Origin of the sequence: Streptomyces olindensis, assembly GCF_040645895.1 — a bacterium.
Taxonomy (GTDB): Bacteria; Actinomycetota; Actinomycetes; order Streptomycetales; family Streptomycetaceae; genus Streptomyces; species Streptomyces olindensis.
The window spans coordinates 50,684-72,161 of record NZ_JBEYZD010000012.1; the positions used below are offsets into that span (position 1 = coordinate 50,684).

The 21,478-nt window shown below is 75.3% G+C and carries 20 protein-coding genes; 4 read left to right on the forward strand and 16 right to left on the reverse strand.

Features of this window, described 5'->3' with window-relative positions:
- Positions 1 to 12: 12 nt before the first annotated feature.
- A complete protein-coding gene (locus tag ABZ948_RS10005) occupies positions 13 to 147 on the reverse strand; it encodes a hypothetical protein (RefSeq protein ID WP_359758429.1) in 135 nt (44 codons plus the stop codon).
- A 160-nt stretch (positions 148 to 307) separates the two neighbouring features.
- A complete protein-coding gene (locus ABZ948_RS10010; protein WP_359758430.1) occupies positions 308 to 1,051 on the reverse strand; it encodes an ANTAR domain-containing protein in 744 nt (247 codons plus the stop codon).
- Positions 1,052 to 1,236: 185 nt separating this feature from the next.
- Between ABZ948_RS10010 and ABZ948_RS10015 the strand changes: the two genes are divergently transcribed.
- Positions 1,237 to 1,593, forward strand: a complete 357-nt coding sequence (locus tag ABZ948_RS10015; protein ID WP_359758431.1) for an STAS domain-containing protein — start codon at positions 1,237 to 1,239, stop codon at positions 1,591 to 1,593.
- The gene (locus ABZ948_RS10020) at positions 1,590 to 2,543 is read left to right on the forward strand and encodes an anti-sigma factor RsbA family regulatory protein (RefSeq protein WP_359758432.1); all 954 of its coding nucleotides are present in this window, start codon (positions 1,590 to 1,592) and stop codon (positions 2,541 to 2,543) included. The genes ABZ948_RS10015 and ABZ948_RS10020 overlap by 4 nt, the downstream gene beginning before the upstream one ends.
- 18 nt (positions 2,544 to 2,561) lie before the next feature.
- Here the strand turns inward: ABZ948_RS10020 and ABZ948_RS10025 are convergent, their stop codons facing one another.
- From ABZ948_RS10025 to ABZ948_RS10060, 8 genes are all read right to left on the reverse strand, one after another.
- On the reverse strand, positions 2,562 to 3,599 hold the full coding sequence (locus ABZ948_RS10025) for a rod shape-determining protein (RefSeq protein ID WP_359758433.1): 1,038 nt from the start codon (positions 3,597 to 3,599) through the stop codon (positions 2,562 to 2,564).
- Positions 3,600 to 3,767: 168 nt separating this feature from the next.
- Entirely contained in the window at positions 3,768 to 8,231 is a 4,464-nt protein-coding gene (locus ABZ948_RS10030) for an SAV_2336 N-terminal domain-related protein (RefSeq protein ID WP_359758434.1), read from the reverse strand.
- Positions 8,221 to 9,231, reverse strand: coding sequence for an AAA family ATPase (locus ABZ948_RS10035; RefSeq protein WP_359758435.1), 1,011 nt, complete (start codon positions 9,229 to 9,231; stop codon positions 8,221 to 8,223). Before ABZ948_RS10035 ends, ABZ948_RS10030 begins: the two co-directional genes overlap by 11 nt.
- A 68-nt stretch (positions 9,232 to 9,299) precedes the next feature.
- Complete coding sequence (locus tag ABZ948_RS10040; RefSeq protein WP_359758436.1) at positions 9,300 to 10,988, reverse strand: VMAP-C domain-containing protein; 1,689 nt, start codon at positions 10,986 to 10,988, stop codon at positions 9,300 to 9,302.
- Positions 10,985 to 11,323: a CU044_2847 family protein gene (locus ABZ948_RS10045; RefSeq protein WP_359758437.1), complete on the reverse strand. Its 339-nt coding sequence runs from the start codon at positions 11,321 to 11,323 to the stop codon at positions 10,985 to 10,987. The genes ABZ948_RS10040 and ABZ948_RS10045 overlap by 4 nt, the downstream gene beginning before the upstream one ends.
- Before the next feature lie 80 nt (positions 11,324 to 11,403).
- Positions 11,404 to 12,744: a carboxyl transferase domain-containing protein gene (locus ABZ948_RS10050; protein WP_359758438.1), complete on the reverse strand. Its 1,341-nt coding sequence runs from the start codon at positions 12,742 to 12,744 to the stop codon at positions 11,404 to 11,406.
- Complete coding sequence (locus tag ABZ948_RS10055; protein ID WP_359758439.1) at positions 12,737 to 14,182, reverse strand: acyl-CoA synthetase; 1,446 nt, start codon at positions 14,180 to 14,182, stop codon at positions 12,737 to 12,739. Before ABZ948_RS10055 ends, ABZ948_RS10050 begins: the two co-directional genes overlap by 8 nt.
- Before the next feature lie 49 nt (positions 14,183 to 14,231).
- Positions 14,232 to 15,539 (reverse strand): SLC13 family permease, encoded by a 1,308-nt coding sequence (locus ABZ948_RS10060; RefSeq protein ID WP_359758440.1) that lies wholly within the window; start codon positions 15,537 to 15,539, stop codon positions 14,232 to 14,234.
- Between the two features lie 195 nt (positions 15,540 to 15,734).
- Between ABZ948_RS10060 and ABZ948_RS10065 the strand changes: the two genes are divergently transcribed.
- Positions 15,735 to 16,442 (forward strand): FadR/GntR family transcriptional regulator, encoded by a 708-nt coding sequence (locus ABZ948_RS10065; protein WP_359758441.1) that lies wholly within the window; start codon positions 15,735 to 15,737, stop codon positions 16,440 to 16,442.
- 4 nt (positions 16,443 to 16,446) lie between these two features.
- Here ABZ948_RS10065 and ABZ948_RS10070 read toward each other — a convergent pair whose 3' ends face one another.
- Positions 16,447 to 16,746: a hypothetical protein gene (locus ABZ948_RS10070; protein WP_359758442.1), complete on the reverse strand. Its 300-nt coding sequence runs from the start codon at positions 16,744 to 16,746 to the stop codon at positions 16,447 to 16,449.
- An 82-nt stretch (positions 16,747 to 16,828) separates the two neighbouring features.
- Positions 16,829 to 17,890 carry a MerR family transcriptional regulator gene (locus ABZ948_RS10075; protein ID WP_359758443.1) on the reverse strand — a complete coding sequence of 354 codons (1,062 nt, stop codon included), beginning with the start codon at positions 17,888 to 17,890 and terminating at the stop codon, positions 16,829 to 16,831.
- A 147-nt stretch (positions 17,891 to 18,037) separates the two neighbouring features.
- Between ABZ948_RS10075 and ABZ948_RS10080 the strand changes: the two genes are divergently transcribed.
- The gene (locus tag ABZ948_RS10080) at positions 18,038 to 18,907 is read left to right on the forward strand and encodes an ATP-grasp domain-containing protein (protein ID WP_359758444.1); all 870 of its coding nucleotides are present in this window, start codon (positions 18,038 to 18,040) and stop codon (positions 18,905 to 18,907) included.
- A 36-nt stretch (positions 18,908 to 18,943) separates the two neighbouring features.
- Here the strand turns inward: ABZ948_RS10080 and ABZ948_RS10085 are convergent, their stop codons facing one another.
- Genes ABZ948_RS10085 through ABZ948_RS10100 form a run of 4 tightly spaced genes read right to left on the reverse strand, consistent with a single transcriptional unit; the run spans position 18,944 to position 21,468 of the window.
- The gene (locus ABZ948_RS10085; protein ID WP_359758445.1) at positions 18,944 to 19,555 is read right to left on the reverse strand and encodes a hypothetical protein; all 612 of its coding nucleotides are present in this window, start codon (positions 19,553 to 19,555) and stop codon (positions 18,944 to 18,946) included.
- Entirely contained in the window at positions 19,521 to 20,348 is an 828-nt protein-coding gene (locus ABZ948_RS10090; protein ID WP_359758446.1) for an FkbM family methyltransferase, read from the reverse strand. The genes ABZ948_RS10085 and ABZ948_RS10090 overlap by 35 nt, the downstream gene beginning before the upstream one ends.
- Positions 20,345 to 20,566 (reverse strand): Trm112 family protein, encoded by a 222-nt coding sequence (locus tag ABZ948_RS10095; protein ID WP_359758447.1) that lies wholly within the window; start codon positions 20,564 to 20,566, stop codon positions 20,345 to 20,347. The genes ABZ948_RS10090 and ABZ948_RS10095 overlap by 4 nt, the downstream gene beginning before the upstream one ends.
- Positions 20,563 to 21,468, reverse strand: a complete 906-nt coding sequence (locus ABZ948_RS10100; RefSeq protein WP_359758516.1) for a hypothetical protein — start codon at positions 21,466 to 21,468, stop codon at positions 20,563 to 20,565. Before ABZ948_RS10100 ends, ABZ948_RS10095 begins: the two co-directional genes overlap by 4 nt.
- Positions 21,469 to 21,478: the final 10 nt, after the last annotated feature.

Here is a 21,478-nt window from a genome sequence, read left to right on the forward strand (position 1 = left end):
CGGCGTGCCTGTTCACGACGCCGTGTCGTCGTCCTCCGTGTCGCTCTCGTCCCGGTCGCCTTCCGCCTGGGACGGGGTCGGCTGAGGAGTGGTGTCCTGCTCGTCGTCGCGGTCGCCCTCGGCCTGCGACGGGGTGTGCTCGCTCATGGCGGTGCCTCCTGAGGTCGCTGTCGACGGCTGAGTACCCCCCTGGGCCGTGCGGCACCACGGCGGCACCCAAGGGCCGGCCGGAGGGGCTTCACCGGCGAGGGCCGTTCGCCGAGCCCTGGTCGGGCGGGGTCCGGCGGGCTCGGTGAACGGCTCTGCGCTAGCCCGGGTGCGGGCGGCGTCGCGCGAGGGCCCTCTGCAGGGCCGTGCGGAGTTCGGGGGGCGGCGCCGGGCCGTCGGACTCCGCGCTGGCCGTGACCACGGCGGCGACCTCGCGGAGCTTGGTGTTGGAGAGCTGGGAGGTCTCCCGGAGGATGTGCCAGGCCTCGTCGGACGTGCAGCCGTGGGTGGCCATCAGGATGCCCCGGGCCTGGTCGATGACCGGGCGGGAGACGATGGCCTGCCGGAGCTGCTCGACCTCCTCCTGGAGGATGTGCAGGCGCTCCGCGCGTTCCATGGCGACCGCCGAGGAGGCGGGAGCCGGCGGCGGCACGGTGCCGGGGGCGGTGCTGTCCGGACCGGTGATGCCCAGGCCGGGCAGGGGGTCGGTGGTGCCCAGGCCGGACAGGGGGTCGGTGGCGTCCAGCCCCGCCAGCTCCAGGATCCGGCGCGGCTGGCCGTTCCAGTTCGTGGCCGTGACCGTCAGCGACCGCTGCCGGGCGTAGTCCCCGAGCACGTCCAGGAACTGGAGTCCGGCCGTGTCCATGAAGTGGACGCCGCCCATGTCCAGGTCGATCCGGGTGACGGTGGGCGGCAGGTCGGAGAGGGTTCTGGCCAGGATGTCCGCGCAGCCGTGGACGAGCTCACCACGCGGGGTGAGCTCGGCGCGGTCCGCGTCGACGCGGCCACAGATGACCAGGGTGTTCAGCCCTCCTGTGAGATGTGGTGATGCCGCTGACGTCATGTCACCGCCTTGTCGGTCCTCGTCGGTCGTCGTTCGTCTGGCCGGACTGCACGACGTCTCGCGCCCCCGTGGACGTCGGTGTGAGGTGCGCCTGCCCGCCGTACGGCGTACTACACACGGATCGGGGGAATGAGCTTGTCCCGGACGGGTACGAGCGCTGTGGTCCAGGAGCGTGGGGAGAGGGCGTGAACACTCAGTATCCGGTGCCGGCCACCGGGCCCTGCGGGCCCGCGCCGGGCCTGGCCGTGTTCCCGCTGGCCGGGCGGCGGGGCGTCCGGGCCGCGGGGGAGGTGGGCCTGACGACACGTGCGATCTGGGAAGGTGTACTGGAGCAGGCCGTTCGTGAAGGTGAGGACGTGTACTACCTGGAGCTGTCCGATGTGACGTTCGTCGACGTCGCGGGCGCCGGTGCGCTCGCGGCCGCCGCCGGGCAGCTGAGCGACGGCCGCCGGTTCGTGGTGCGCCGTCCCCCGGCCGCCCTGCGGCGGACGCTCGACCTGCTGTGGCCCGACCAGACCGGGATCGAGGTCGCGCCGTCATGACCGCTGCCGTGACCGAGCCCTTCGGGCCCCTGGAGCCGTTCGTCCACCCCGCGCTCTTCTACCGCGACGAGCAGGAGTACCTCGCCGTCACGGTGCCCTTCGTACGCGACGGCCTGGAGGCCGGCGAGCCGGTGGCGGTCGCGGTCCCCGGCAAGAACCTCGCCCTCATCCGGGACGCCCTGGGCGACGCCGCCGGGGCCGTGCGGCTGCTGGACATGCGGGAGGCCGGCCGCAACCCGGGGCGGATCATCCCCGGCGTGCTGCGCGCCTTCGCCGACGCCCAGCCGGCCGGCCGCCGGGTGCGGATCATCGGCGAGCCCATCTGGGCGGGACGCTCCGACACGGAGTACCCGGCGTGCGTCCAGCACGAGGCGCTCATCAACGCGGCCTTCCGGGGCCGTACGGCCACCATCCTGTGCCCGTACGACACCGAGGGGCTTCCCGATCACGTCCTCGCCGACGCGTACGCCACCCACCCCACCGTCATCCCCTCCGGCTCCCGGACGGCGCAGGACAGCGACGCGTACGCCCCCGGAGCCGTCGTCGACCGCTACAACGAGCCGCTGGCACCCGTGCCCGACGCGCTGACGTTCGCCTTCGACTCCGACTCCCTCTCCCATTCCCGGCACGTGGCCGTCGGGGAGGCCGCGCGGCTGGGGCTCGCCGGCGTCAAGCTGGACGACCTGGCCCTCGCCGCGGCCGAGCTCACCACGAACAGCGTGGTGCACGGCGGCGGTTCGGGCGTGCTGCGGGTGTGGGCCGAGGACGGGTACGTGGTGTGCGAGGTGCGCGACGAGGGACGGCTCGCGGACGTCCTCGCCGGGCGCAAGCCCGTACCGCGCGACCAGCGCGGCGGACGCGGGCTGCTGCTGGTCAACCTGATCGCCGACCTGGTGCGGGTGCACCGGGGCGACACCGGGACGACCGTGCGCTGCTGGTTCGCCCGCTGAGGCCGGGCCCCGCTCCGGTCAGCTGCCGAGCGGGTTCAGCGCCAGGGGTTCGATCCGGCCCTCCAGCATCGCGCCGAGCCCCTGCACGGCGCACACGTCCGGGCGCTCCGCGATGTGCACCGGCATGTTGGTCGCCTGCCGCAGCATCTGGTCCAGGCCCGGCAGCAGCGCGCTGCCGCCGACCATCATGATCCCCCGGTCGGCGAGGTCGGCGACCAGGTCGGGCGGGCAGGACCGCAGCACCTTGCCGATGCCGTCCAGGATGGCGGTGAGCGGCGTCTGGATGGCGTCCCGTACGGCCGCGGTGTCGACCTGCACGGAGCGGGCCAGGCCCGTGGCGACGTCCCGCCCGTGGATCTCCGTCGAGGCCGGGCCCTGCGGGGTCAGGCCGTTGCCGGACAGGGCGATCTGCAACGGCCGCACCGACTGGCTGGGCAGCATCAGCTCGTGCTCGTGGCGCAGGTGCTGCACGATCGCCTGGTCGACGGCCTCGCCGCCCACCGGGATGCGCTCGGCGGTGACGATCGCGCCCAGGGACAGCACGGCCACCTGCGTGGCCGCCGCCCCGCACACCATGATCATCGTGGCCTCGGGCTGTTCCACGGGCAGCCCGCACCCGACGGCGGCGGCGATCAGCGTGTCGACGAGTTCCACGCGGCGGGCCCCGAGGCCGACCAGCGTCTCGATCGCGGCGCGCTGGGCGAGCGGGTCGGCGTCGTGCGGGGTGCAGGCCGCGGCGCGCAGGATCGGCTTGCGGCGCAGGCTGCGGCGCATCTTGTCGCCGAGCAGATGGCGCAGCATGCGCTGCGCCATCTCGATGTCCACGACGGTGCCGCCGGAGACCGGCCGCCGCACCCGGATGTAGTCCGGGGTGCGGCCCGTCATCTTCTCCGCGAGTTCGCCGACCGCGATCAGCGCGCCGGTGCGGGTGTTCACGGCGGCGGCGGACGGCTGGTCGACGACGAGGCCGGCGCCCTTGACGTAGACGCGGGTGCGGGCCGCCCCCAGGTCGACGGCGAAGTGGCAGCGGCGCAACTGCTCCAGACTGGCGGTCATGGCAGGTCCTCCCGAGAGCACAGACCGTGGGGGGCCGCCAGGTGGCGGGCCTCGCAGACAGGGGCCGCCGGGCGGCGGGCCTCCCTCGCATCGTGCGCGGGAGGGCACCGGGCCGCCTGTCCAAGGGGGCCGGGCGGGGCGCCGCCGAACGGGGGTTTCCCCGCCCGGTCACAGCGAGCGGGCGGCCTGGAGCAGGGGCGCGAGGGAGGTGACGGTGGTCTCGCAGCCGGCCTCGCGCAGCTGCCGCCCGGCGGTGGTGTTGCGGGCGAGGCCGACGAAACGCAGCCCGGCCTGCTGGGCGGCGGTCAGCTCGGCGACCGTGGAGCCGATCAGGACACCGGTCGCGGCGGCGCCCCCCGAGGAGTGCATGGCGCGCAGCAGGCAGTCGGGGTGCGGGGTCAGCAGGGTGAGGTCCGTGCCGCGGCCGTGGATGCCGGCCAGGGGCAGGCCGTAGGGGTCGAGGTAGCGCTGTACGGCCCGTGCGCCGGCGTCCGAGACGACGCTCACACGGCGGCCGGAGTCGTGCAGGGCGCGGACCAGCGGCACGGAGTTGTGGGTGGTGGGCGCGTCGGGGACCGCGCGCAGTTCGAGTGCGTCGAGGCGGTCGCGCAGGAGCGGGCCGAGCCGGTCCCGGGCGAAGGCCCGCAGCACGTCCAGCGGGTGTGTGAAGGTGTCCCGCACCGCGGCGGGCACGGCGGCGTCCCGCGGGTCGCGGTGCTCGGCGACGAGGGCGAGCAGGTCGAGCACGGCCTCGTTCGCGGCGTGCGCCGAGAACAGCCGGGCCATGGGCCCGTCGAAGCCGAGCAGCACCGTCTCGGCGTCGGCGAGCAGGCCGGACAGCGGGCGGTCGGACGGGGCCGGGCCCTGCGGTCCGGGCAGGGCCGCGCCCTCCGGGGCCAGTTGCACCGACGCCGCCACCGACAGGCCCGGCACGGGCCACCGGCGCAGCCCGGCGTTGACCGCGCGCTGGGCCGCGCCCGCCCGGCGCAGCGGATGCCGGCGGGTGATGCGGGCCGCCTCCTCCAGCAGGTGGTCGAGCAGCGGCTCGGACACCCGGCCGACCTCGCCGCGCACGAAGGCGACCGGGTCGTCGACGTGCCAGGACAGCTCGACCGCGGCGGCGAAGGCGCCCTTGCCGGAGCTGGGCAGGGAGACGCGGTGGTGGGACTGCTGGGTGGTGAGGTCCACCTCGTAGTACGTCACGGGCCGCGGCGGTCCGTCGCCGTACGGCCGGGCGGGGTCGAGGAGGGTGAGCGGGCCGTCGGTGCGGGTGTGGACGACGGCCGTGCGGCCCGGGGCCGGTATCCCCAGCCGGCGCAGGTCGGGCGTGATGAAGGGGCCCCGCACCAGGTCGCGGACCTCGGGCTCGGGGGCCGCGGCCGGGGTCAGCGGGCAGTACCAGGCGACGGGCGGGATGTCCGTGGCGCCGCCCTGGTAGAGGGGCTGGAGGCGCTGGGGGCCCTGGGCGGCGGAGCTGGCGGCGAACTGCTCGTACACGGCCGGGGACACCACCACCTGGATGCCGGCCGGCCCGGGCGGCGCCACGGGTGGCGGGGTGGGCCGGTCCCAGAAGGTGACGGTCAGGGGCGGCGGGTCCACGAGCCCGGTGAGGACCTCGGGGAGGCCGCGCAGGACGGCGACGAGGACGGGCAGGACGAAGGTGCCGGGCTCGGTGTGGACGACGTAGCCGTTGGGGCGGACACGCACGTCGAACTGGTGGGGTGCCAGGGCGCCGCGGGAGAGCATCTCGTGCACCGCGTATTCGAGGGTGATGCGGGCCTCGGGGTGGCCGGTGAGGTCGTCGGCCTCGAAGAGGACGGTGGGGGCGGCGGCTTCTTCGGTGGAGGCTTCTTCGATGGCCGCTTCTTCCGTGACGGCCTCTTCGGGGACGGTCTCCTCGGCGGCGGCCTCTCCGGCGACGGTCGGCGCGGCGGCGGTCTCCCCGGTGACGGTCTCCTCGGTGACGGTCTCCTCGGCAATGGTCTGGGCCGCCTGGATGTCCCGTCGGAGGGCGCGCAGCCGGTCCCGGGTGGCTGCGGCGGCGGGGCCGGGGACGCCGTCGAGGGGGTCGCCGTACCAGAGGCCGAGGGCGCCGCGGGTGTCCTCGGCGAGCAGCTCCTCAAAGTGCCGGACGTCGACGTACACGTCCGGGGCGTGCAGGGCGTAGGAGTGTGAGAAGGAGACGAGGCGGTCGGGGGGCAGCACCCGCCGGGCCTCCGCCGCCAGCTCTTCGAGGCGGGCGGCGGCCTCGCGCTCCGGCAGGGGCTCCTCCCACAGGCCCCTGGCCAGTTCGGTGTGGGGCACGCGCCGCCCGGGGCGCAGCAGGAGCATGCACAGCAGTGCCAGGGCCATCGGTGCGGGTGGCTCGATGTCCCGCGTGCCGTCGCTGATGCGCGGCGGGCCGAGCAGGGTGAAGGAGCGCGACGGCGGCCACGGGCCCGTCGAGTCCAGGCGGGTCGCGTAGCCGGCTGCCTCGGCCAGCCGGTGCCGGTCGATGAGGTCGACCAGTTCCCGGTGCTCGGCGGGCACCCGCACGCCCGCGGCCAACTGCTTGAGCAGCCACCGGAACTCGGCGAGGTCCGACTCGGCGTCCTTGCCCCGGGACTCCTCGCCCAGGGCGAACCGGCTCAGCAGCAGCGATCCGTCGGGCCGCAGCAGCAGGCCCGTCGGTCCCCGCTCCCCGCGCACCAGGCCCTGGTCGTGCAGCGCGCCGAGGCCGGCCACGCCCTGGCCGACCAGGCGGGTGAAGGTCCGGAAGTCGAGTCCCGACAGCACCTCCGACACCGACAGCCCGTCCATGAACTCCGTCACCAGGTAGGGCGTGTCGCCCTCCACCCCGAAGTCGAGCACGGGCACCACGTTGGGATCATCGATCCCGGCCAGCGCGCCCGCCTCCCTCAGGAACCGCTCCCGCGGCGCGGGCTGCTCGCGGTACCGGCGCACGATCACCTGCCGGTCGGTGACGGTGTCCACGGCCTGACGCCGCCCGATCAGCCGGTACCGCCCGGCGAACAGCGTCTCCCCGCCGAGCCGCCGCACGGTCTCCTCGCTGACCGTCGCGAACGCCGGTCCCGCGCCGCCCCGTCCGCCGTCCGCCTCGGCCCGGAACTCCCCGGCCGCGAGCCCCGCCCGCTCGTCGATGAGACCGCCGACCCGGGCGAGCAGGTCCCGGGTCCGGCCCCGGGCCGTGCGGGGCAGGGAGCGCTGCAGCAACTCCCGTACGCCGGGCCGGAACGCGTACGAGCCGGGCGGGCCCGGGACGGCGGTGAGCATGCCGCTGAGGATCACCTCGGCGAGGTGCTGGGGCCGCGGGTCGCGCTCCACGGCGCGCTGCACGAGGCGCATCACCGGCACCGAGGGGACCGCCAGCGCGAGGTGCCCGGCGAGGCGGAAGGCCTCCGGGGACGCGGTCGCGCGAAAGCGCAGGACCAGGTCCTCGGGGGCGGCGGTGGTGAGGTCGGGGGCCGGTTCGGCGGGCGGCGTGGGGGCCGGCGGCAGCCAGGCCGCGGCGCCGGGGGTGCGGGCGCCGCCCGGGTCGGCGACCAGGGCCGCCCAGTGGGCGAGCCAGGGGGCGTCGGGCTCCAGGACCGGCAGGGGGAGGGCCTGTTCCGGGGGTGGTGCGTCGTCGTACGGGGTGAAGGTGAGGCAGGCCGAGGGCGCCGCCGTGGACGGGGGCGTCAGCAGGCCCGGCTCGGCGGGCAGCGCCGTCGTGGGCCACAGGTGTTCGGGCAGCGGCTGGACCACGGCGAGCGGCATGTGGCGGGCCCAGTGGCGCAGCGTGCGGTACCAGCGCTCGCCCGCCGCGCCCGGGCGCCACTGCGGGCCCATGCAGTCGCTGACGACGAGGGTGACCGTACGGCCGTCGTCCAGGACGGGGACGTGGCGGGCGCGGCCGTCGGGGGTGGCGGGGTGCAGGGTGACCGTGCGGAAGATGCCCGACTGGGCGAGCGCCGTGTGCAGTTCGCTCACCAGGGGGCGCCACACCGGCATGGTGGGGCCGGTGTCGTGCACGAGGTTCAGGCGCAGCCAGCGGTCGGGGGCCGGGCGCAGCACGGGCAGCCACACGTCGGGGTGGGCGCCCAGCCTGGCGATGCGGTCGGCCGTCGCCCGCTCGTCCAGCACCCGGACGTGCGGGGAGGGCACCTTGCGCTTCAGCGGGCGCAGGGCGCGTTGCAGCGCGAGGGGGTGGGACAGCATCGGGGGCGCGGGAGCGAGGAGGGCGGATCCGCCGCCGCCCGGGCCGTCGTGCGGCGGCGACGGGGAGCGCGGAGCCGGGAGGGTCAGCGGGACGCGGCCGGGCGTCCGCTCCGCCGGCTGCCGCGGCGGGGAGACGGGCGCGTCCTCGGCCACGGGCGCGGCGGGCAGCCCCTCCCGCGCACCGGCGGCCCGGCCCACATCCCCGGACCGCTCCCCGCGCTCCGGCACCTCCCTATGCCGCGGCCCGGGACCCAACTGCTCGGCCAGCCACAGCAGTTCCGCGATCTCCCGGGGCGTCGGCGACCCACCCGCCGCCGTCAGGACCGCCGCGAGCCGGGCGACGGCGGACGGCCCGGGAACCTCCCGTGGTGTCGGCGAGCCGCCCGGTGCCGGCCGGGTCGTGGGGGACGGCTCGGGCTCGGCGTCAGAAGCCATCGCCGTCCGCCGCGGCGCTGAGGTACGGCATCAGCTGTTCGGCCAGGTCGTCGCGGGACTCGGCGTCCAGGCCCGCGACGCCCGTGAGGTAGAGGGCGTTCAGCAGCTGGTCCGTGGCCAGTTCGCCGCCGCCGGCCCGCTCCAGGAAGCGGGTGATCAGCCGGTCCGCGTCGCCGCCCGGGGCATCGAGGTGGGCGCGGACGATGTCGGTGAGCTGGTCCCGGTCGGGGCGCCGCAGCTTCAGCCGGACGCAGCGGCGCAGGAAGGCGGGCGGGAACTCGCGCTCGCCGTTGCTGGTCAGCACGACGAACGGGAAGGCCCGGCAGCGGACCCGGCCGCGGTGGACGGTGACCGGCGTGTCCGTGCCGTCCGCGAGGACCTCGGCCGTGCCGCCGCCGGAGTGGCGGGCGGCGCGCACCAGCTCGGGGATCTCGTACTGGCCCTCCTCCAGGACGTTCAGCAGGTCGTTCGGCAGGTCGAGGTCGCTCTTGTCGATCTCGTCGACGAGCAGGGCGCGGGGCCGGCCGTAGGGGAGCAGGGCCGTGCCGAGCGGGCCGAGCCGGAGGTGGTCCTCGACACCCCCGGCGGCGGCGTCGGAGCGGTCCCGGGCCGCGTACAGCCGGGACAGCGGGTCGTACTGGTAGAGGCCGTCGGCGAGGGTGCTGCGGCTGGTGATGTTCCAGCGCAGCACCGGCCCGAGCCGCAGCTCGCGCGCGACCGCGTAGGCCAGCGAGGACTTGCCGGTGCCGGGCGGGCCGGTGACGAGCAGCGGCCGGCGCAGGCACAGCGCGGCGTTGACGAGGCGGACGGTCTCCGGCGTGGCGACGTACGACTTCGCCCGGTGCACGCGGTCGGGGGAGACGGCCGAGGCGTCGTCGGTGTCGTCCGGCGGCGGCAGCGCGGGACCGCCGTCGAAGGCCCGCCAGGGCGGTGGGGCGGGGAGGTGGTCGATGCCGTCGTGCGGCTCGCTGTCGCCGGTGTAGACGGACCAGTGCGGCATGGGGGGTTGGTCTCCGCTTTCCGTTTCGTGCTGGGGTTCCTCGGGCGCCCGGACCGTGTCCGGGTGGGTCAGGCCACCGGCGACTCCGCGTGCGCCGGGGCGACGGCGTGCGGGTCGGTGAAGACGCGCGGGTCGTCCCACAGCAGCTGGATGCCCCGGGCCCAGTGGTCCTCCTCCGCGTCGGCCTCCTCGCGCAGCGCGAGGATGTGGCGGGGCAGTTCGGCGGGCGGCACGGCCGCCACGCAGGCGTCCAGCGCGTCGAGGAAGGCCTTGCCGGTGCAGCCGTCCGCTCCGTCGCACTCCTCCTGCCCGGAGCCGCAGCCGCCGCGCGACCACACGATCACCGGGGCCGGCGCGGTGAGCGAGGTGTCGAAGTGCGGCCGGGTCCGGGAGGCGGCCGGGGCGGTGCCGAACCCGGCGAGGCAGGCGTCGGGCCGCCGCAGCCGCATCCGCAGCCGCCCGGGCTCCTCCGGCCCGTAGCACTCCACGCGGTGCATCCGCGCGCCCGGCAGGGCGTCGAGCCGCTTCCAGGCCCGGGTCAGCACGTGCCGGGTGCTGGCCTTGCGCCGGGCGTGGTCGGTGACGACCAGCGGGTAGAGGCAGCCGAGCGGGGTGGCGTCGTCGGGGTCGCTCTCCCAGCGGTCCACGGGCCAGTCCAGCCAGTCCCGGGGCAGTGCGAACGCCACCAATTCGTCGGCGCCGGGCGTCAGATACCGGAACGCCGCCTCGATGCGGTCCCGCACGTACGCGTGCAGCCGGTGCTGCTCGACCGTGCCCGAGTCGACCGGGTGCCGCCGCCCTCCGCTGTACGCGGACACCTCGACGCGGACCAGTCCGTCGCCCGCCCCGCTGTGCCCGAGTTCGACGAGGATGGGCGACCAGTCGGGCGCCGCCGGCTCCACGGCCGGGACGTGCAGCAGCGCCTCCACCCGGTCGGCGAACCGGGCGACGGTCCGGGCGGCGCCCGGGCCGTCGAGTTCGCACAGCACGAACAGGGCCGCCGACCACAGCGAGTCGAACCCCTCCTCGGGCGGCGGGGGGTCGAACGGATCGGCCGCCGCCGTGTAGAGCCGTACCGGGTCGCAGTCGACGCCCGCGCGGGCCGCCTTCTCGACCAGGGCGCGCAGCCGGGCCCGGTCGGCGGTGGTGTGGTCGGAGGTGGGGACCAGGCTCTGCAGGCCGGGCCAGTAGCGGGCCATGACCTGCGTGGGCATCATGCGGCCGGTGCGCACGTCCCGGCCGGCGGCCGCCGCCGTGACCATGCCGACGACCTCACCGGTGTCGGCCAGGGCGACGGCGGCCCCGCTGAAACCGGGGGCCAGGGGCTGGCCGCCCGGGTGCCAGGCCTCCAGCTGGAGCCACTCCCGCTTGATCAACTGGGGTGCGGTGACGCGCTGTTCGGTGAGGGTGCCCTCGTCGAAGCCGGCCGGGAAGCCGTAGACGACGAGCTTGCGCGGTGCCGGACCGTGGGCGGTGTCGACCGGGGCCAGGGCGGCCGGGGCGATGGGCACCTCCTCGTCCAGTCGCAGCACGGCGAGGTCACCGAGGTCGGTGGCGCCGCCGGTCCAGCCGCCGTGGGCGACGACCCGGGCGGGCACGGGCGGGGTGCCGGGCCGCTCCGTGAAGGTCACCGTCAGGTCCTCGCCGTCACCGACGACGTGCGCGCACGTCAGTACCGTGCCGGGGGAGACCAGGAAACCCGCCCCGGTCACCCGGCCGCCTGACTCGATCCGGGCGTGCCACTCGGCGCTGTTCATGAGGCGGGGCTTGCCTCCGGGGCGTCCGGGGACCAGGTCAGTCTGACCACCAGGTGGCCCTCGGCGGTGCCCTTGGCGATGATCGCGCCCGTCTCGGCGGAGAGTCTGACGCCGAACTCGATCTCCACGCCGTCGGGTTTGAGGGAACCGTCGCGGAAGACGCGCAGCGCGGACTCCGCGGCGGCCCGCACCCCGTCCAGGGCGCCCTCGAAGGTGCGGGTCGCCTGGACCGTGCCGTCGCCCCGGGAGACCAGGCGGGAGCCGGACCGCTCCTCCACCGCCTCGACCGCGACCACCGCACCGTCACCGGTCCTGAACTCGACCACCCCGTCCACGGCACCCCCGTCGTCCTCGCTTTGGGCATTCCCGTTGTGACGGACGGTACTTGATGATGCGTGGGCCAGCCACCGGGAACTCACGGCCCGACGGTTCCCCGGACCACCCCCAGCTCCACCAGGTCCTGCGGCCGGATGCGGAGCCGGTCCGCCGTCGCCTCCACCTCGCGCGGCGGCCGCTTGAGGATGGCCGCCGCGAGTTCCGGGGCGATCACCGAGAAGTAACTGTCGGGCGTGGCCCAGGTATTGCCGGGCGCGGCCAGGGCCAGCGCGCCGCCGGAGCCGCCCTCGCCGATCACCAGCGAGGTCACCGGCGTCCGGGCACCCGCCACCGCGGCGAACAGGTCCGCGATCGCCGCGCCCGCGCCCTGCCGCTCCGCCTCCGCGTCGTTGGCGGCGCCCGGGGTGTCCACGAGGGTCAGCACCGGGATGCCGAGCCGGTCCGCGAGGCGGATCAGCCGTGCGGCGGTGCGGTAGCCGGCCGGGCGGGTCGCGGTCCCGGTTTGCGCGGCGTACGCGACCGTGCGGCCCCGGTGCTCCCCGAAGCCGCACAGCACGCCCTCCGGGTCGGTGCCGCCGCAGCGGTCGCCGCTGATCGCGACCCGGTGGGTGAAGTAGGCGTCCAGGTAGGCGGCGGCGCGCGGGCGCCGGGGCGAGCGGGCGCGCCGGACGGCGTCCCAGCCCGTGGCGGGCAGGACCGCGGTGTCGCCGAGCGCGTCGGGCGGCGCGGCGGGCGTGGTGGACGGGCAGGTCAGCAGCCGCAGCCACCGCCCCAGCGTCTCCCGCAGCTCCTGCGGCCGTACGACGGCGTCCGCCGCCCCCGCCGCGACCTGCGCCTCGGCCGTGTACGCCGCCGGGTCGGCGTCGGCCGGCCGCACCCGGGAACCGGCGAACCCGACCTGCGCCCCGGGCAGCGCCAGCACCACGTCGGCGCCCGCGCCCAGCGTGGCCCAGCCGCCCCCGGTCGTCGGGTCGCGCAGCACCGCCACCTGGGCGAGTCCCGCCTCCCGGGTGAGCGCCGACTGCCGTGCCACGCGCTGGAGTTGGGTCAGTGCGAGCATGCCCTCCTGCATCCGGCTGCCGCCGGTGGCGACCAGCGGCACGACCGGGAGGCGGCGCTCACGGGCGTACGCGTACGCCGCCTCCAGCCGGTCGCCGGTGCGCTCGCCGAGGGAGCCGCCGAGGAAGCCGAACTCGAAGGCGATCAGCACGGCCCGGGTGCCGCCGACGCGGGCGGTGCCGCACACCACGGACTCCTGCTCGCCGGTGCGCTCCGCGGCACGGGCGAGAGAGGCGTCGTAGCCGGGCCAGGCGAGCGGGCCGTCCGGCTTCGACGGCCGCGTGGGGGCGGGGAGTTCGTCGAAGGTCGAGTCGTCGGCGAGGGCCGTGACGACCTCGCGGGCGGAGAGGCGCTCAGCCATGGGTCAGTGCCCGCTTCATGATCTTCCCCATGTCGTTGCGGGGCAGCGCGTCGAGGTGGTGGACGACCCGGGGGCGTTTGTGCGGGGCGAGCCGCCGGGCCACGTGGTCGGCCAACTCGGCCAGGGCGGGCGGCTCTTGGGGGTTGTCCGGCACGATCCACGCCACGATCCGCTCGCCCAGGTCGGGGTCCGGCTCCCCGGTGACGGCGGCCTCGCGCACGCCCGGGTGCTCCAGCAGCGCGTTCTCGATCTCACCGGCCCCGATCTTGTAACCGCCGCTCTTGATCAGGTCGGTGGCCTTGCGGCCGACGATCCGGACGTAGCCGTCGGGGTCGCGCACCGCCATGTCGCCGGTGCGGAACCAGCCGTCGGCGGTGAAGGCGGCGGCGGTGGCGTCGGGCCGGTTGAGGTACTCGGTGAACAGGTTCGGGCCGCGCACCTGGATCTCGCCGACGGTCTCCCCGTCGTACGCGGTGACCTCCGAGCCGTCCTCCTCGACCAGCCGCAGCTCCACGCCCGGCAGCGGCACGCCGACCGTGCCCGGGCGGGCCTCGCCGTCGGCGCGGACGCTGGTGTTCATCAGCGTCTCCGTCATGCCGTACCGCTCGATCACCCGCCGCCCGGTCGCCGTCGCGATCCGCCCGTGGTCGTGCACGGGCAGCGCGGCGGAACCGGAGACCAGCAGCCGCGCCCCGGTGAGGGCCTTCACCAGCTCCGGGTCGCTCGTCACGGCCTCCGCGATCCGGTGGTACATCGTCGGCACGCCGAACAGCATGGTCGCGCCCGTGTTCAGCTCGCGGGCCACGCCCTGGGTGCTGAACCGGCCCAGGTGCCGCACCGAGCCGCCGCGCCGGAGCGGGCCGAGGGTGCCGAGGACCAGGCCGTGGACGTGGAACAGCGGCAGCCCGTGCACGAGGACGTCGTCGCCGGTCCACTGCCAGGCGTCGGCCAGCGCGTCCAGGGTCGAGGCGATCGCCCGGCGCGGGATGACGGCGCCCTTGGGCGGGCCGGTGGTGCCGGAGGTGTAGACGATCAGGGCCGGATCGGCGTCGTCGGCGTGGTCTCCGGGGACGGGGCCGCCCGCGTGCACGTCGACGTCGACGCGGGGGAGGCCGTCGAGGGGCCCGGGGAGCTGGTCGTCCGGGGCCGCGAGCACCAGCCCGGGCGCGCTGTCGGCCAGGATGTGCCCGAGTTCCTTCTCGCCCGACTTCGGGTTGAGCGGCACGGCGGGCACGCCGGCCAGCAGCGCGGCGACGACGGCGACGGCCGTCTCCATCGTGGGCGTCGCCCAGACGGCGACCCGCGTGGCCCCGCCGAGGCGGTCCGTGAGCGCTCCGGCCGCGGCGGCGAGCTGCGCGTAGGTCAGGGAGCGCTCACCGAACCGCAGGGCGGGCCGGTCGGCCGGGGCGTCGGTCAGGGCCGGGAAGAGAGGGGTCACGCGTCACATCTCCTTGAGCGTTGCGTCCGGTTGCCGGTGCACGGCCGGGTCACCCCCAGCCGGGTACGACCATCACGAGCCAGGCCGCCGCCGGTACGACGGCCACCACGATCCCTCCGTACACCATCAGCTGCCGGAAGAAACGCTCGCGGTCCACGTCCGGGGCGGCGGCCAGGACGAGTGCGCCGTTGGTCGAGAAGGGGCTGACGTCCACGACGGTCGCGGAGACCGCGAGGGCCGCGACCATGCCGACCGCTCCGATCTCGCCCCGCTCCAGGAACGGCACGGCGAGCGGGATCAGGGCGCCCATGATCCCGACGGAGGAGGCGAACGCCGAGACCAGGGCGCCGATGTAGCAGAGCAGGACGGCGGCGAGCAGGGGGACGCCGATGCCGCCCACGCCCTCGCCGGCCCAGGTGATGGTGCCCATCTCGTCGAGGACGCCGATGTAGGTGAGGACGCCGCAGATGAGCAGGACGGTGGGCCAGGCGATCTGGCCCACGGCCTTGCGGCTGTCTTCGGGCCAGAGAGTGCTCAGGACCACCGCGAGGGTGATGGCGGTGAGGCCTGCGTCCAGGTCGAGGACCAGGACGGCGATGACCAGGGCCAGGAGGGAGGTGAGGGTGGCTGTGCGGGCGGCCGTGAGGCGGGTGGTCCCCGGTGCGCTCACGCCGCCCGGGGCGTTCACGTGGCCGTCGGTGCCGTCGGTGCCGTCGGTGCCGTCGTCGCCGGGCTCGTCCACCGCTCCCCGCGCCCACAGCTTCAGCCCCCCGCACACCACGAACACCACCCCCGCGATCACCAGGTTCGCCGCCAGTGACGCCAGGAACAGCACCAGCTCGTTTCCGGGGAGCTTCTCGCGTTCCACGATGCCGTTGACGATCGTGCCGTAGATGCTGATCGGGGAGAAGCCGCCGGCCTGGGCGCCGTGGACGACCATCGCGCCCATCAGCAGCGGGCTGATCCCGTACCGCGCGGCGAAGCTCAGCGCGATCGGGGCGACGATCGCCACCGCGGCCGGGCTGACCGCGCCGATGGCCGTGAGAGCGCCGGTCAGGGCGAACATCACCCAGGGGATCAGCGCCACCCGCCCCCGCACGAGCCGGACGGCGGCGTGCACCAGCCAGTCGGTGGTGCCGTTGGCGCGGGCGATCGCGAAGAGGTACGTGACGCCGACCAGGACGACGAACAGGTCACCGGGGAAACCGGCGAAGATGCCGTCCGCGTCGAGGTCGGCGACCAGTCCCCCCACCCCGAAGGCGGCGGCGAAGGCGAGCGCGCCCATGTTCACGGAACGGGTGGTGGCGATGACGAACACCACGACGAGGACGAGGATCGAGATGAGTTCGGGGGACATACGGGCTCCCGTCGTTGGGCCCCGGAGCGGCTGGGAACACCTCGGCAGTGGACGAGTGGCTGAGCCACTTGAGGTGCGTTGGTCGAACAGCGTGGGCGCGGGCCGGGCGCCCGTCAAGGGGGTGCGCAGGAATTGGCTCAGCCACTCCGCCACTGTGAAGGTCCGGTGTTACGCTCCCGGCGAGAGGGGGACCCCGTGACCGACGCCCTGCGCCCCATGACCAAACAGCGCCTCTACGAGCAGGTGCTGGAGCGGCTGCGCCAGTACGTCGCCGAGGGCGGTCTGCGCGCCGGCGACCGGCTGCCGCCCGAGCGGGACCTCGCGCAGCGGCTCGGGGTCAGCCGCGCCTCGGTGAAGCAGGCGATCGTGGTGCTGGAGGTCCAGGGCCTGGTGGAGGCCCGGCACGGCGGAGGCACCTACCTCGTGCGGGACAGCCTGGAGACCGAGCCGGTGGAGCGGATGGTGGAACGCCGCCGGCGCCTGCCCGACGTCCTGGAGGCGCGGGAGGCGCTGGAGACGAAGCTCGCCGAACTGGCCGCCGAGCGGCGCACGGAGGAGGACCTGGCGGCGATGCGCTCGGCGCTCGCCCACATGACGGAGGAGATCGAGGCCGGCGGTCACGGCGTGGAGGGTGACCGGCTGTTCCACGCGGCGGTGACGGCCGGGGCCCACAGCAGCCTGCTCGCCGAGTTCATGCGCTCCATCGCCGAGCAGATCGCCGAGAGCCGCACCGAGTCCCTCCGCCAGCCCGGCCGCCCGTCCCGCTCCCTGGCCCAGCACCGGGCCATCCTCGACGCGATCGCCGCGCGGCAGCCCCGCCAGGCGGCCGCGGCCATGCGCCGCCACGTCCGCACGGTGGCGAAGGTGCGGCTGCTGGACTGGGAGCCGGAGGACGAGGGGTAGGGGCTCAGGCGCCCCCGCCCGTCCCCGGCGGGATGAACCGCCGGTGGGCCGGGGAGAACGTGACGTCGGGTTGGCCGGCGAGCCCGACCTCCTGCACGGCCGGGGCGAGCCGCTCGGCGAAGAACCGCCGGAAGTCCTCTTCGGCGTTCCACACGTCGTGCACGTGCAGGCCGTCCGCCTCGAACCAGGCGACGTGCAGGACGAGACCGTCCGGCACCCGCTCCTCCCAGCGCACCGTGTCCAGCATCGCGTCGTACTGCTCGGGCGTGATGCCGGCCCAGCGCAAGGACAGCACTACAGCCATGGGAGTCCCTTCCTTCGTGCGGCGTCCCTGCCCAGTAGACCGGCAGGCGACCGCCGCGGCCCCCGGTCCTGGGCCGTCCGGGTCAGACCTCCACCACGTCCGCCACCACACCGCTGACGTTGTCCGGTCCGCCGGCCTCGTTCGCCGCCGCGACCAGGGCCGCCACCGTCTCGTCGGGTGAGGCGGGCGAGGCGAGGAGCTCCCGGATCCGGTCCTCCGCGACGACCCCGTACAGCCCGTCGGAGCACAGCAGGTAGCGGTCGCCGGGGTGGGCGTCGTGGAGGCGCAGGTCGGGGACGGCGTTCGTGCCGTCGCCGGTCAGCGCCTTCAGGAGCAGGGCGCGCTGGGGGTGGGACACGGCCTCCTCGACGGTCAGGCGGCCCTCGTCGATCATCGACTGGACCATCGTGTGGTCGTGCGTGATGCGGAACAGCTCGCCGTCGCGCAGCAGGTAGGCGCGGGAGTCGCCGATGTGCACCAGGGCCAGCCGCGAGCCCGTCCACAGCAGCGCGGTCAGGGTCGTGCCGGCGTCCTCCGAGCCGGAGGCGGCGTCCCGGACGGCCTGCTCGGCGCCCCGCACCGCGTCCTCCAGGAGGTTCAGGACGCCCCCGGCCGGGATCTCGTCCGTGTCCAGGAAGCGCAGGGCCTCCACGGCGGCGCCGCTCGCGGGCGCCCCCGCCGGTCCGAAGCCGTCGGCCACGGCCAGCAGCCGGGTGCCCGCGTACGCCGTGTCCTGGTTGGCGGGGCGGACGCGGCCGGTGTCCGAGTGGGCGGAGTAGCGCAGTTCCAGCATGGCGGTGTCCTCTCCGGACCCTTCGGGGTCCGTCGTCAGGTGATCGACCAGGAACGCGGCGAGGTCCCGCCGTACCGCCGTCTCCGCCTCGACCCGCGCCCAGTAGGCGCGGATCTCGCGGGCGGCGGCCGCCGGGTCGAGGGCCACCGTCCGGCGGATCTCGGCCAGCGGCATGCCGAGCCGCCGCAGCCACGCCACCAGGCGGGCCCGCTCCAACTGCGCCACCGCGTAGTACCGGTAACCCGTGTCCGGGTCCACCCGGGCGGGCCGCAGCAGGCCCAGCTCGTCGTACAGGCGCAGCGCCTTGGGCGAGAGCCGGCAGGCCTTCGCGAACGCGCCGATCGTCAGCATGTCCCGGGGCACCTCACCACCTCCCTCCGGTTCCGTCACCGATGCTGGGGCTTCACCGAAGGTGAAGGTCAAGCGGGCTGTCCTGGTTCCGGCAGCGGTTGTTAGCCTGCCGGTCGATCACCCGATCGAACGAAGAGGGAGCCCATCGTGCCCCGTATCGCCCTTGTCACCTACGACTCCGGCCCCGAGCCCAGCAAGGACCGGGACCTTCCGCTGCTGGTACGGGCGCTGCGGGAGGCCGGTGCCGAGGCCGCCGCCGTGCCCTGGGACGACCCCGGCGCCGACTGGGGCGCCTTCGACCTCGCCGTGATCCGTTCGACCTGGGACTACAGCTGGCGGGCGGAGGAGTTCGCGGCGTGGGTGGAGCGCTGCGGGAAGCTGACGCGGCTCGCCAACCCGCCCGCGGTCGTGCGGTGGAACGCGGACAAGCGGTACCTCGGGGACCTGGCGGCCGCCGGCGTGCCCGTCGTCCCCACCCGGTACATAGCCCCCGGCGAGCCCGCCGACCTCACCGACCACCCCGAGTACGTCGTCAAGCCCACCTCCGGCGCCGGCGCCCGTTTCGCCGCCCGCTACACGCGCGACGAGCACGACACGGCCGTACGCCAGCTCGAGCGGATGCACGCCGAGGGCTTCACGGCGATGGTGCAGCCGTACGTGCGCAGCATCGACACCGCCGGCGAGCGGGCCCTGCAGTTCTTCGGCGGGAGCCTGCTGCACGCCGGCGTCAAGGGCGCCGTCCTCGCGCCGGGCACGCCGTACGACGCGGACAAGGTCGCCCACCCCGACCTGCGGCCCTGGCAGCCGACCGCCGCCGAACTGGCCGTCGCACAGCGGGCGCTGGCCGCCGTGCCCGGGGGCGCGGAGCTGCTCTACGCCCGGGTGGACCTCGTCACCGGGCCGGACGGGGAGCCGTGCGTGATGGAGCTGGAGCTGATCGAGCCGAACCTTTTCCTGTGGCTGCACCCCGACTCCCTGCCGCGGGTCGTGCGGGCGGTGCTGGCCGCCGCCGGGTGACCGGACCGCTCGCACCCCGGCGGGCCGGTGGATGGGTCACGCCTCCGCCCGGCCGGTGACCGCCACACGCTGCAGCAGCCCCCAGGTGAACTCCGCGACGACCTCCCACCGCACCCCCTCCGCGTCCGGCGCCGCGAACCTCAGCCCCCACCGGGTCGGAGCCGTGCCCTCCAGGGGGCGGGCCGGGGCGAAGGCGCGGGACGCCTCGTCGACCGTGCAGGACCAGGGCGTGAGGTCGTCCAGGGTGCGCAGGCCGGGGCCCTTCGCGCCCGGGGCGCGGACCAGCCACTCGTTCCACACGGCGCCGGTCGGGGCGGTCAGGACCTCGAAGCGCAGGTCGGGCCAGAGGGGCACGGGCCAGAGCCAGGCCTCGCAGTCGAGGTCGCCGATCCGGCGGGCGGTACGGGACTCGGGGTCGCCCAGCACCTGGCGGTAGCGGGACAGGGGCGCGCGGGAGCGCGGGGAGCGGACCATCGCCTGCCACCGCTTGTTGGCCTCGCGCATGTCGGCGATCGAGACGCCCAGCTCACGGCGGGCGTCCTCCACCGGGCCGGGGTTGTGGTCGGCCATGCGGCGCAGCAGCACCAGCTGGAAGTCGAGCGGGGTGAAGGGGCTAGCGGGGCGCTTCGCGGAGGGCATGGGACCCATCGTCGCCCACCCGGGCCGGTCCGGGGCGGCGCCCGTCGGGCAGGAACAGCACGGAGTTGACGTAGCGCGGCCCCCTGAGCAGCGGGGACGGCAGGACGCGGCGGAGCAGGCCGTGCGAGACGACGTACGAGGCGCCCGCCTGGTGGTCCTCCAGGGGGAACTTCGCCAGCGGCACCCAGTCGTCGCCGGGCAGCACCCAGCCGTCGTAGCCGAGCAGGGACAGGTACGTCACCACCGGCGCGATCGGCTGGATGCGGGACTCCAGTTCCACGAACAGCGCCGGCCGGTCGCGGGCCAGCAGGCCCGTCGCCCCGCGCAGCACCGCCGGCTCGTTGCCGTCCACGTCGATCTTGATGAAGCCGACGTTCCGCAGGCCCAGCTCGTCCAGCGTGACGCAGGGGACGTCCAGGGCCCGGCCGTGGATGTCACGGCGGACCAGCGAGGACACGCCCCGCTCGCCGGAGTCGTCGGACGGCAGCCACAGCCGGGCGATGCCCGGACGGTCCGAGGCCGCCGCCCGGATCACGCGCACATTGGGCGGGGCCGCCGCGGCCAGCAGCCGGGCCAGACGGGGCACCGGCTCGATCGCCACGACGTGCTCCGCGCGGCCGGACAGCCGCCGCGTCCAGGGGCCGTACCAGCCGCCGACGTCCACGGCCGTACCGCAGTCGGACGGGCACAGCTCCGCCAGCCGGGCCAGCTCCGGCTCGAACCGGGGGTAGAGCGCCCGGGCGGTCGCGGCCACCAGGCGGGCGGGCAGGAAGGGCGCGAGGCGCGCCGCCAGGCTGGTCACGGTGCCATCCTCTTCAGGAGTTCCTCGTGCACGTCGTCCGGGACCTGCTCGCCCGAGGACGGCAGCAGCTGCGGGATGCCGTCGACGATCGGGTAACGCCGGTGCAGGCGCGGGTTGTACAGCGCCTCCTCCTGCCCGTCCTCCTCGGCCAGCAGGTGCAGCGGGCCCTTGTCGAGCGGGCAGGCCAGGATCTTCAGCAGCGGGTCGTCGGGCTTCATGGCGATGCCAACTCCTTGGCTGGTGCGGGGGGCTGGGGAGCGGAGTCGTGTTTGGGCATGGTGAGCAGGACGGCGACCGCCAGGGCCGTGCCCGCCACGCGCAGGGCGAGCCGCAGCGGCTCGTCGGGCAGCGCCTCGCCGAACGACAGCGTGCCGAGGACGGCCGTGAACAGCGAGGTCACGGTCGTGCACACGGGCACGATCAGCGAGGCCCGGCAGCGCTGCAGCGCCGCCTGCGACATCACCAGGCCGAACACGCCGGTGAACAGCAGCAGGTACGGGTACGGGGAGCCCAGCAGGTCCAGGACGGCGCCGCCGATCCCGTCGGTCGTCAGGTGGCTGGAGACGCCCTTGATGGCCAGCGAGCTGACGCCGTACAGCAGGCCCACGGCGACGCCGTACTCGACGCCGGTCGTCGGACGCCGGTGCCGGTTGCGGGCGCGCCGCTCGGCGGAGCCGTACAGCCACAGTCCGGCGGCCAGCGACGGCACGCACACCAGCAGGATCAGCGGGTAGGGCGCGTCCTGGCTGACGGTGTCCGAGCCCTCGCGCAGCGACAGCACCACCATGAGCAGGGCGAGCAGGATCGCGCCCAGCGCGTACCGCTCCCGGCCGCTGGTCTCCTCGCCGAGCAGCCGCGCCGACAGCAGCACGAGCAGCACCAGGCCGGAGACGAAGATGCCCTGCGCGGCGGCGATCGGCAGGGTGCGGTAGACGACGAGCTGTGCGGCGAACCCGGCGGCGAGGGCGAGGGAGCCGCCGATCCACAGCGGGCTGCCGAGGACGAGGCGCAGCAGCCGGGCCGGCTGCCGGATGCTCACCTCGGGCAGTGCGGTGAGCGCCCGTTTCTCCAGCACGAAGCCCAGGCTGTACAGGGTGTTCGCCAGCAGGGCCGCGGCCACTCCCCACCAC

Bases quoted from the DNA above. Each gene is read 5' to 3' on its own strand.
- ABZ948_RS10075 (WP_359758443.1), bottom strand. From the start codon at position 17,890: ATGCTGACGATCGGCGCGTTCGCGAAGGCCTGCCGGCTCTCGCCCAAG.
- ABZ948_RS10010 (WP_359758430.1), bottom strand. From the start codon at position 1,051: ATGACGTCAGCGGCATCACCACATCTCACAGGAGGGCTGAACACCCTG.
- ABZ948_RS10085 (WP_359758445.1), bottom strand. From the start codon at position 19,555: ATGGGTCCCATGCCCTCCGCGAAGCGCCCCGCTAGCCCCTTCACCCCG.
- ABZ948_RS10060 (WP_359758440.1), bottom strand. From the start codon at position 15,539: ATGTCCCCCGAACTCATCTCGATCCTCGTCCTCGTCGTGGTGTTCGTC.
- ABZ948_RS10005 (WP_359758429.1), bottom strand. From the start codon at position 147: ATGAGCGAGCACACCCCGTCGCAGGCCGAGGGCGACCGCGACGACGAG.
- ABZ948_RS10035 (WP_359758435.1), bottom strand. From the start codon at position 9,231: ATGCCGCACTGGTCCGTCTACACCGGCGACAGCGAGCCGCACGACGGC.
- ABZ948_RS10020 (WP_359758432.1), top strand. From the start codon at position 1,590: ATGACCGCTGCCGTGACCGAGCCCTTCGGGCCCCTGGAGCCGTTCGTC.
- ABZ948_RS10095 (WP_359758447.1), bottom strand. From the start codon at position 20,566: ATGAAGCCCGACGACCCGCTGCTGAAGATCCTGGCCTGCCCGCTCGAC.
- ABZ948_RS10070 (WP_359758442.1), bottom strand. From the start codon at position 16,746: ATGGCTGTAGTGCTGTCCTTGCGCTGGGCCGGCATCACGCCCGAGCAG.
- ABZ948_RS10025 (WP_359758433.1), bottom strand. From the start codon at position 3,599: ATGACCGCCAGTCTGGAGCAGTTGCGCCGCTGCCACTTCGCCGTCGAC.
- ABZ948_RS10050 (WP_359758438.1), bottom strand. From the start codon at position 12,744: ATGGCTGAGCGCCTCTCCGCCCGCGAGGTCGTCACGGCCCTCGCCGAC.
- ABZ948_RS10040 (WP_359758436.1), bottom strand. From the start codon at position 10,988: ATGAACAGCGCCGAGTGGCACGCCCGGATCGAGTCAGGCGGCCGGGTG.
- ABZ948_RS10030 (WP_359758434.1), bottom strand. From the start codon at position 8,231: ATGGCTTCTGACGCCGAGCCCGAGCCGTCCCCCACGACCCGGCCGGCA.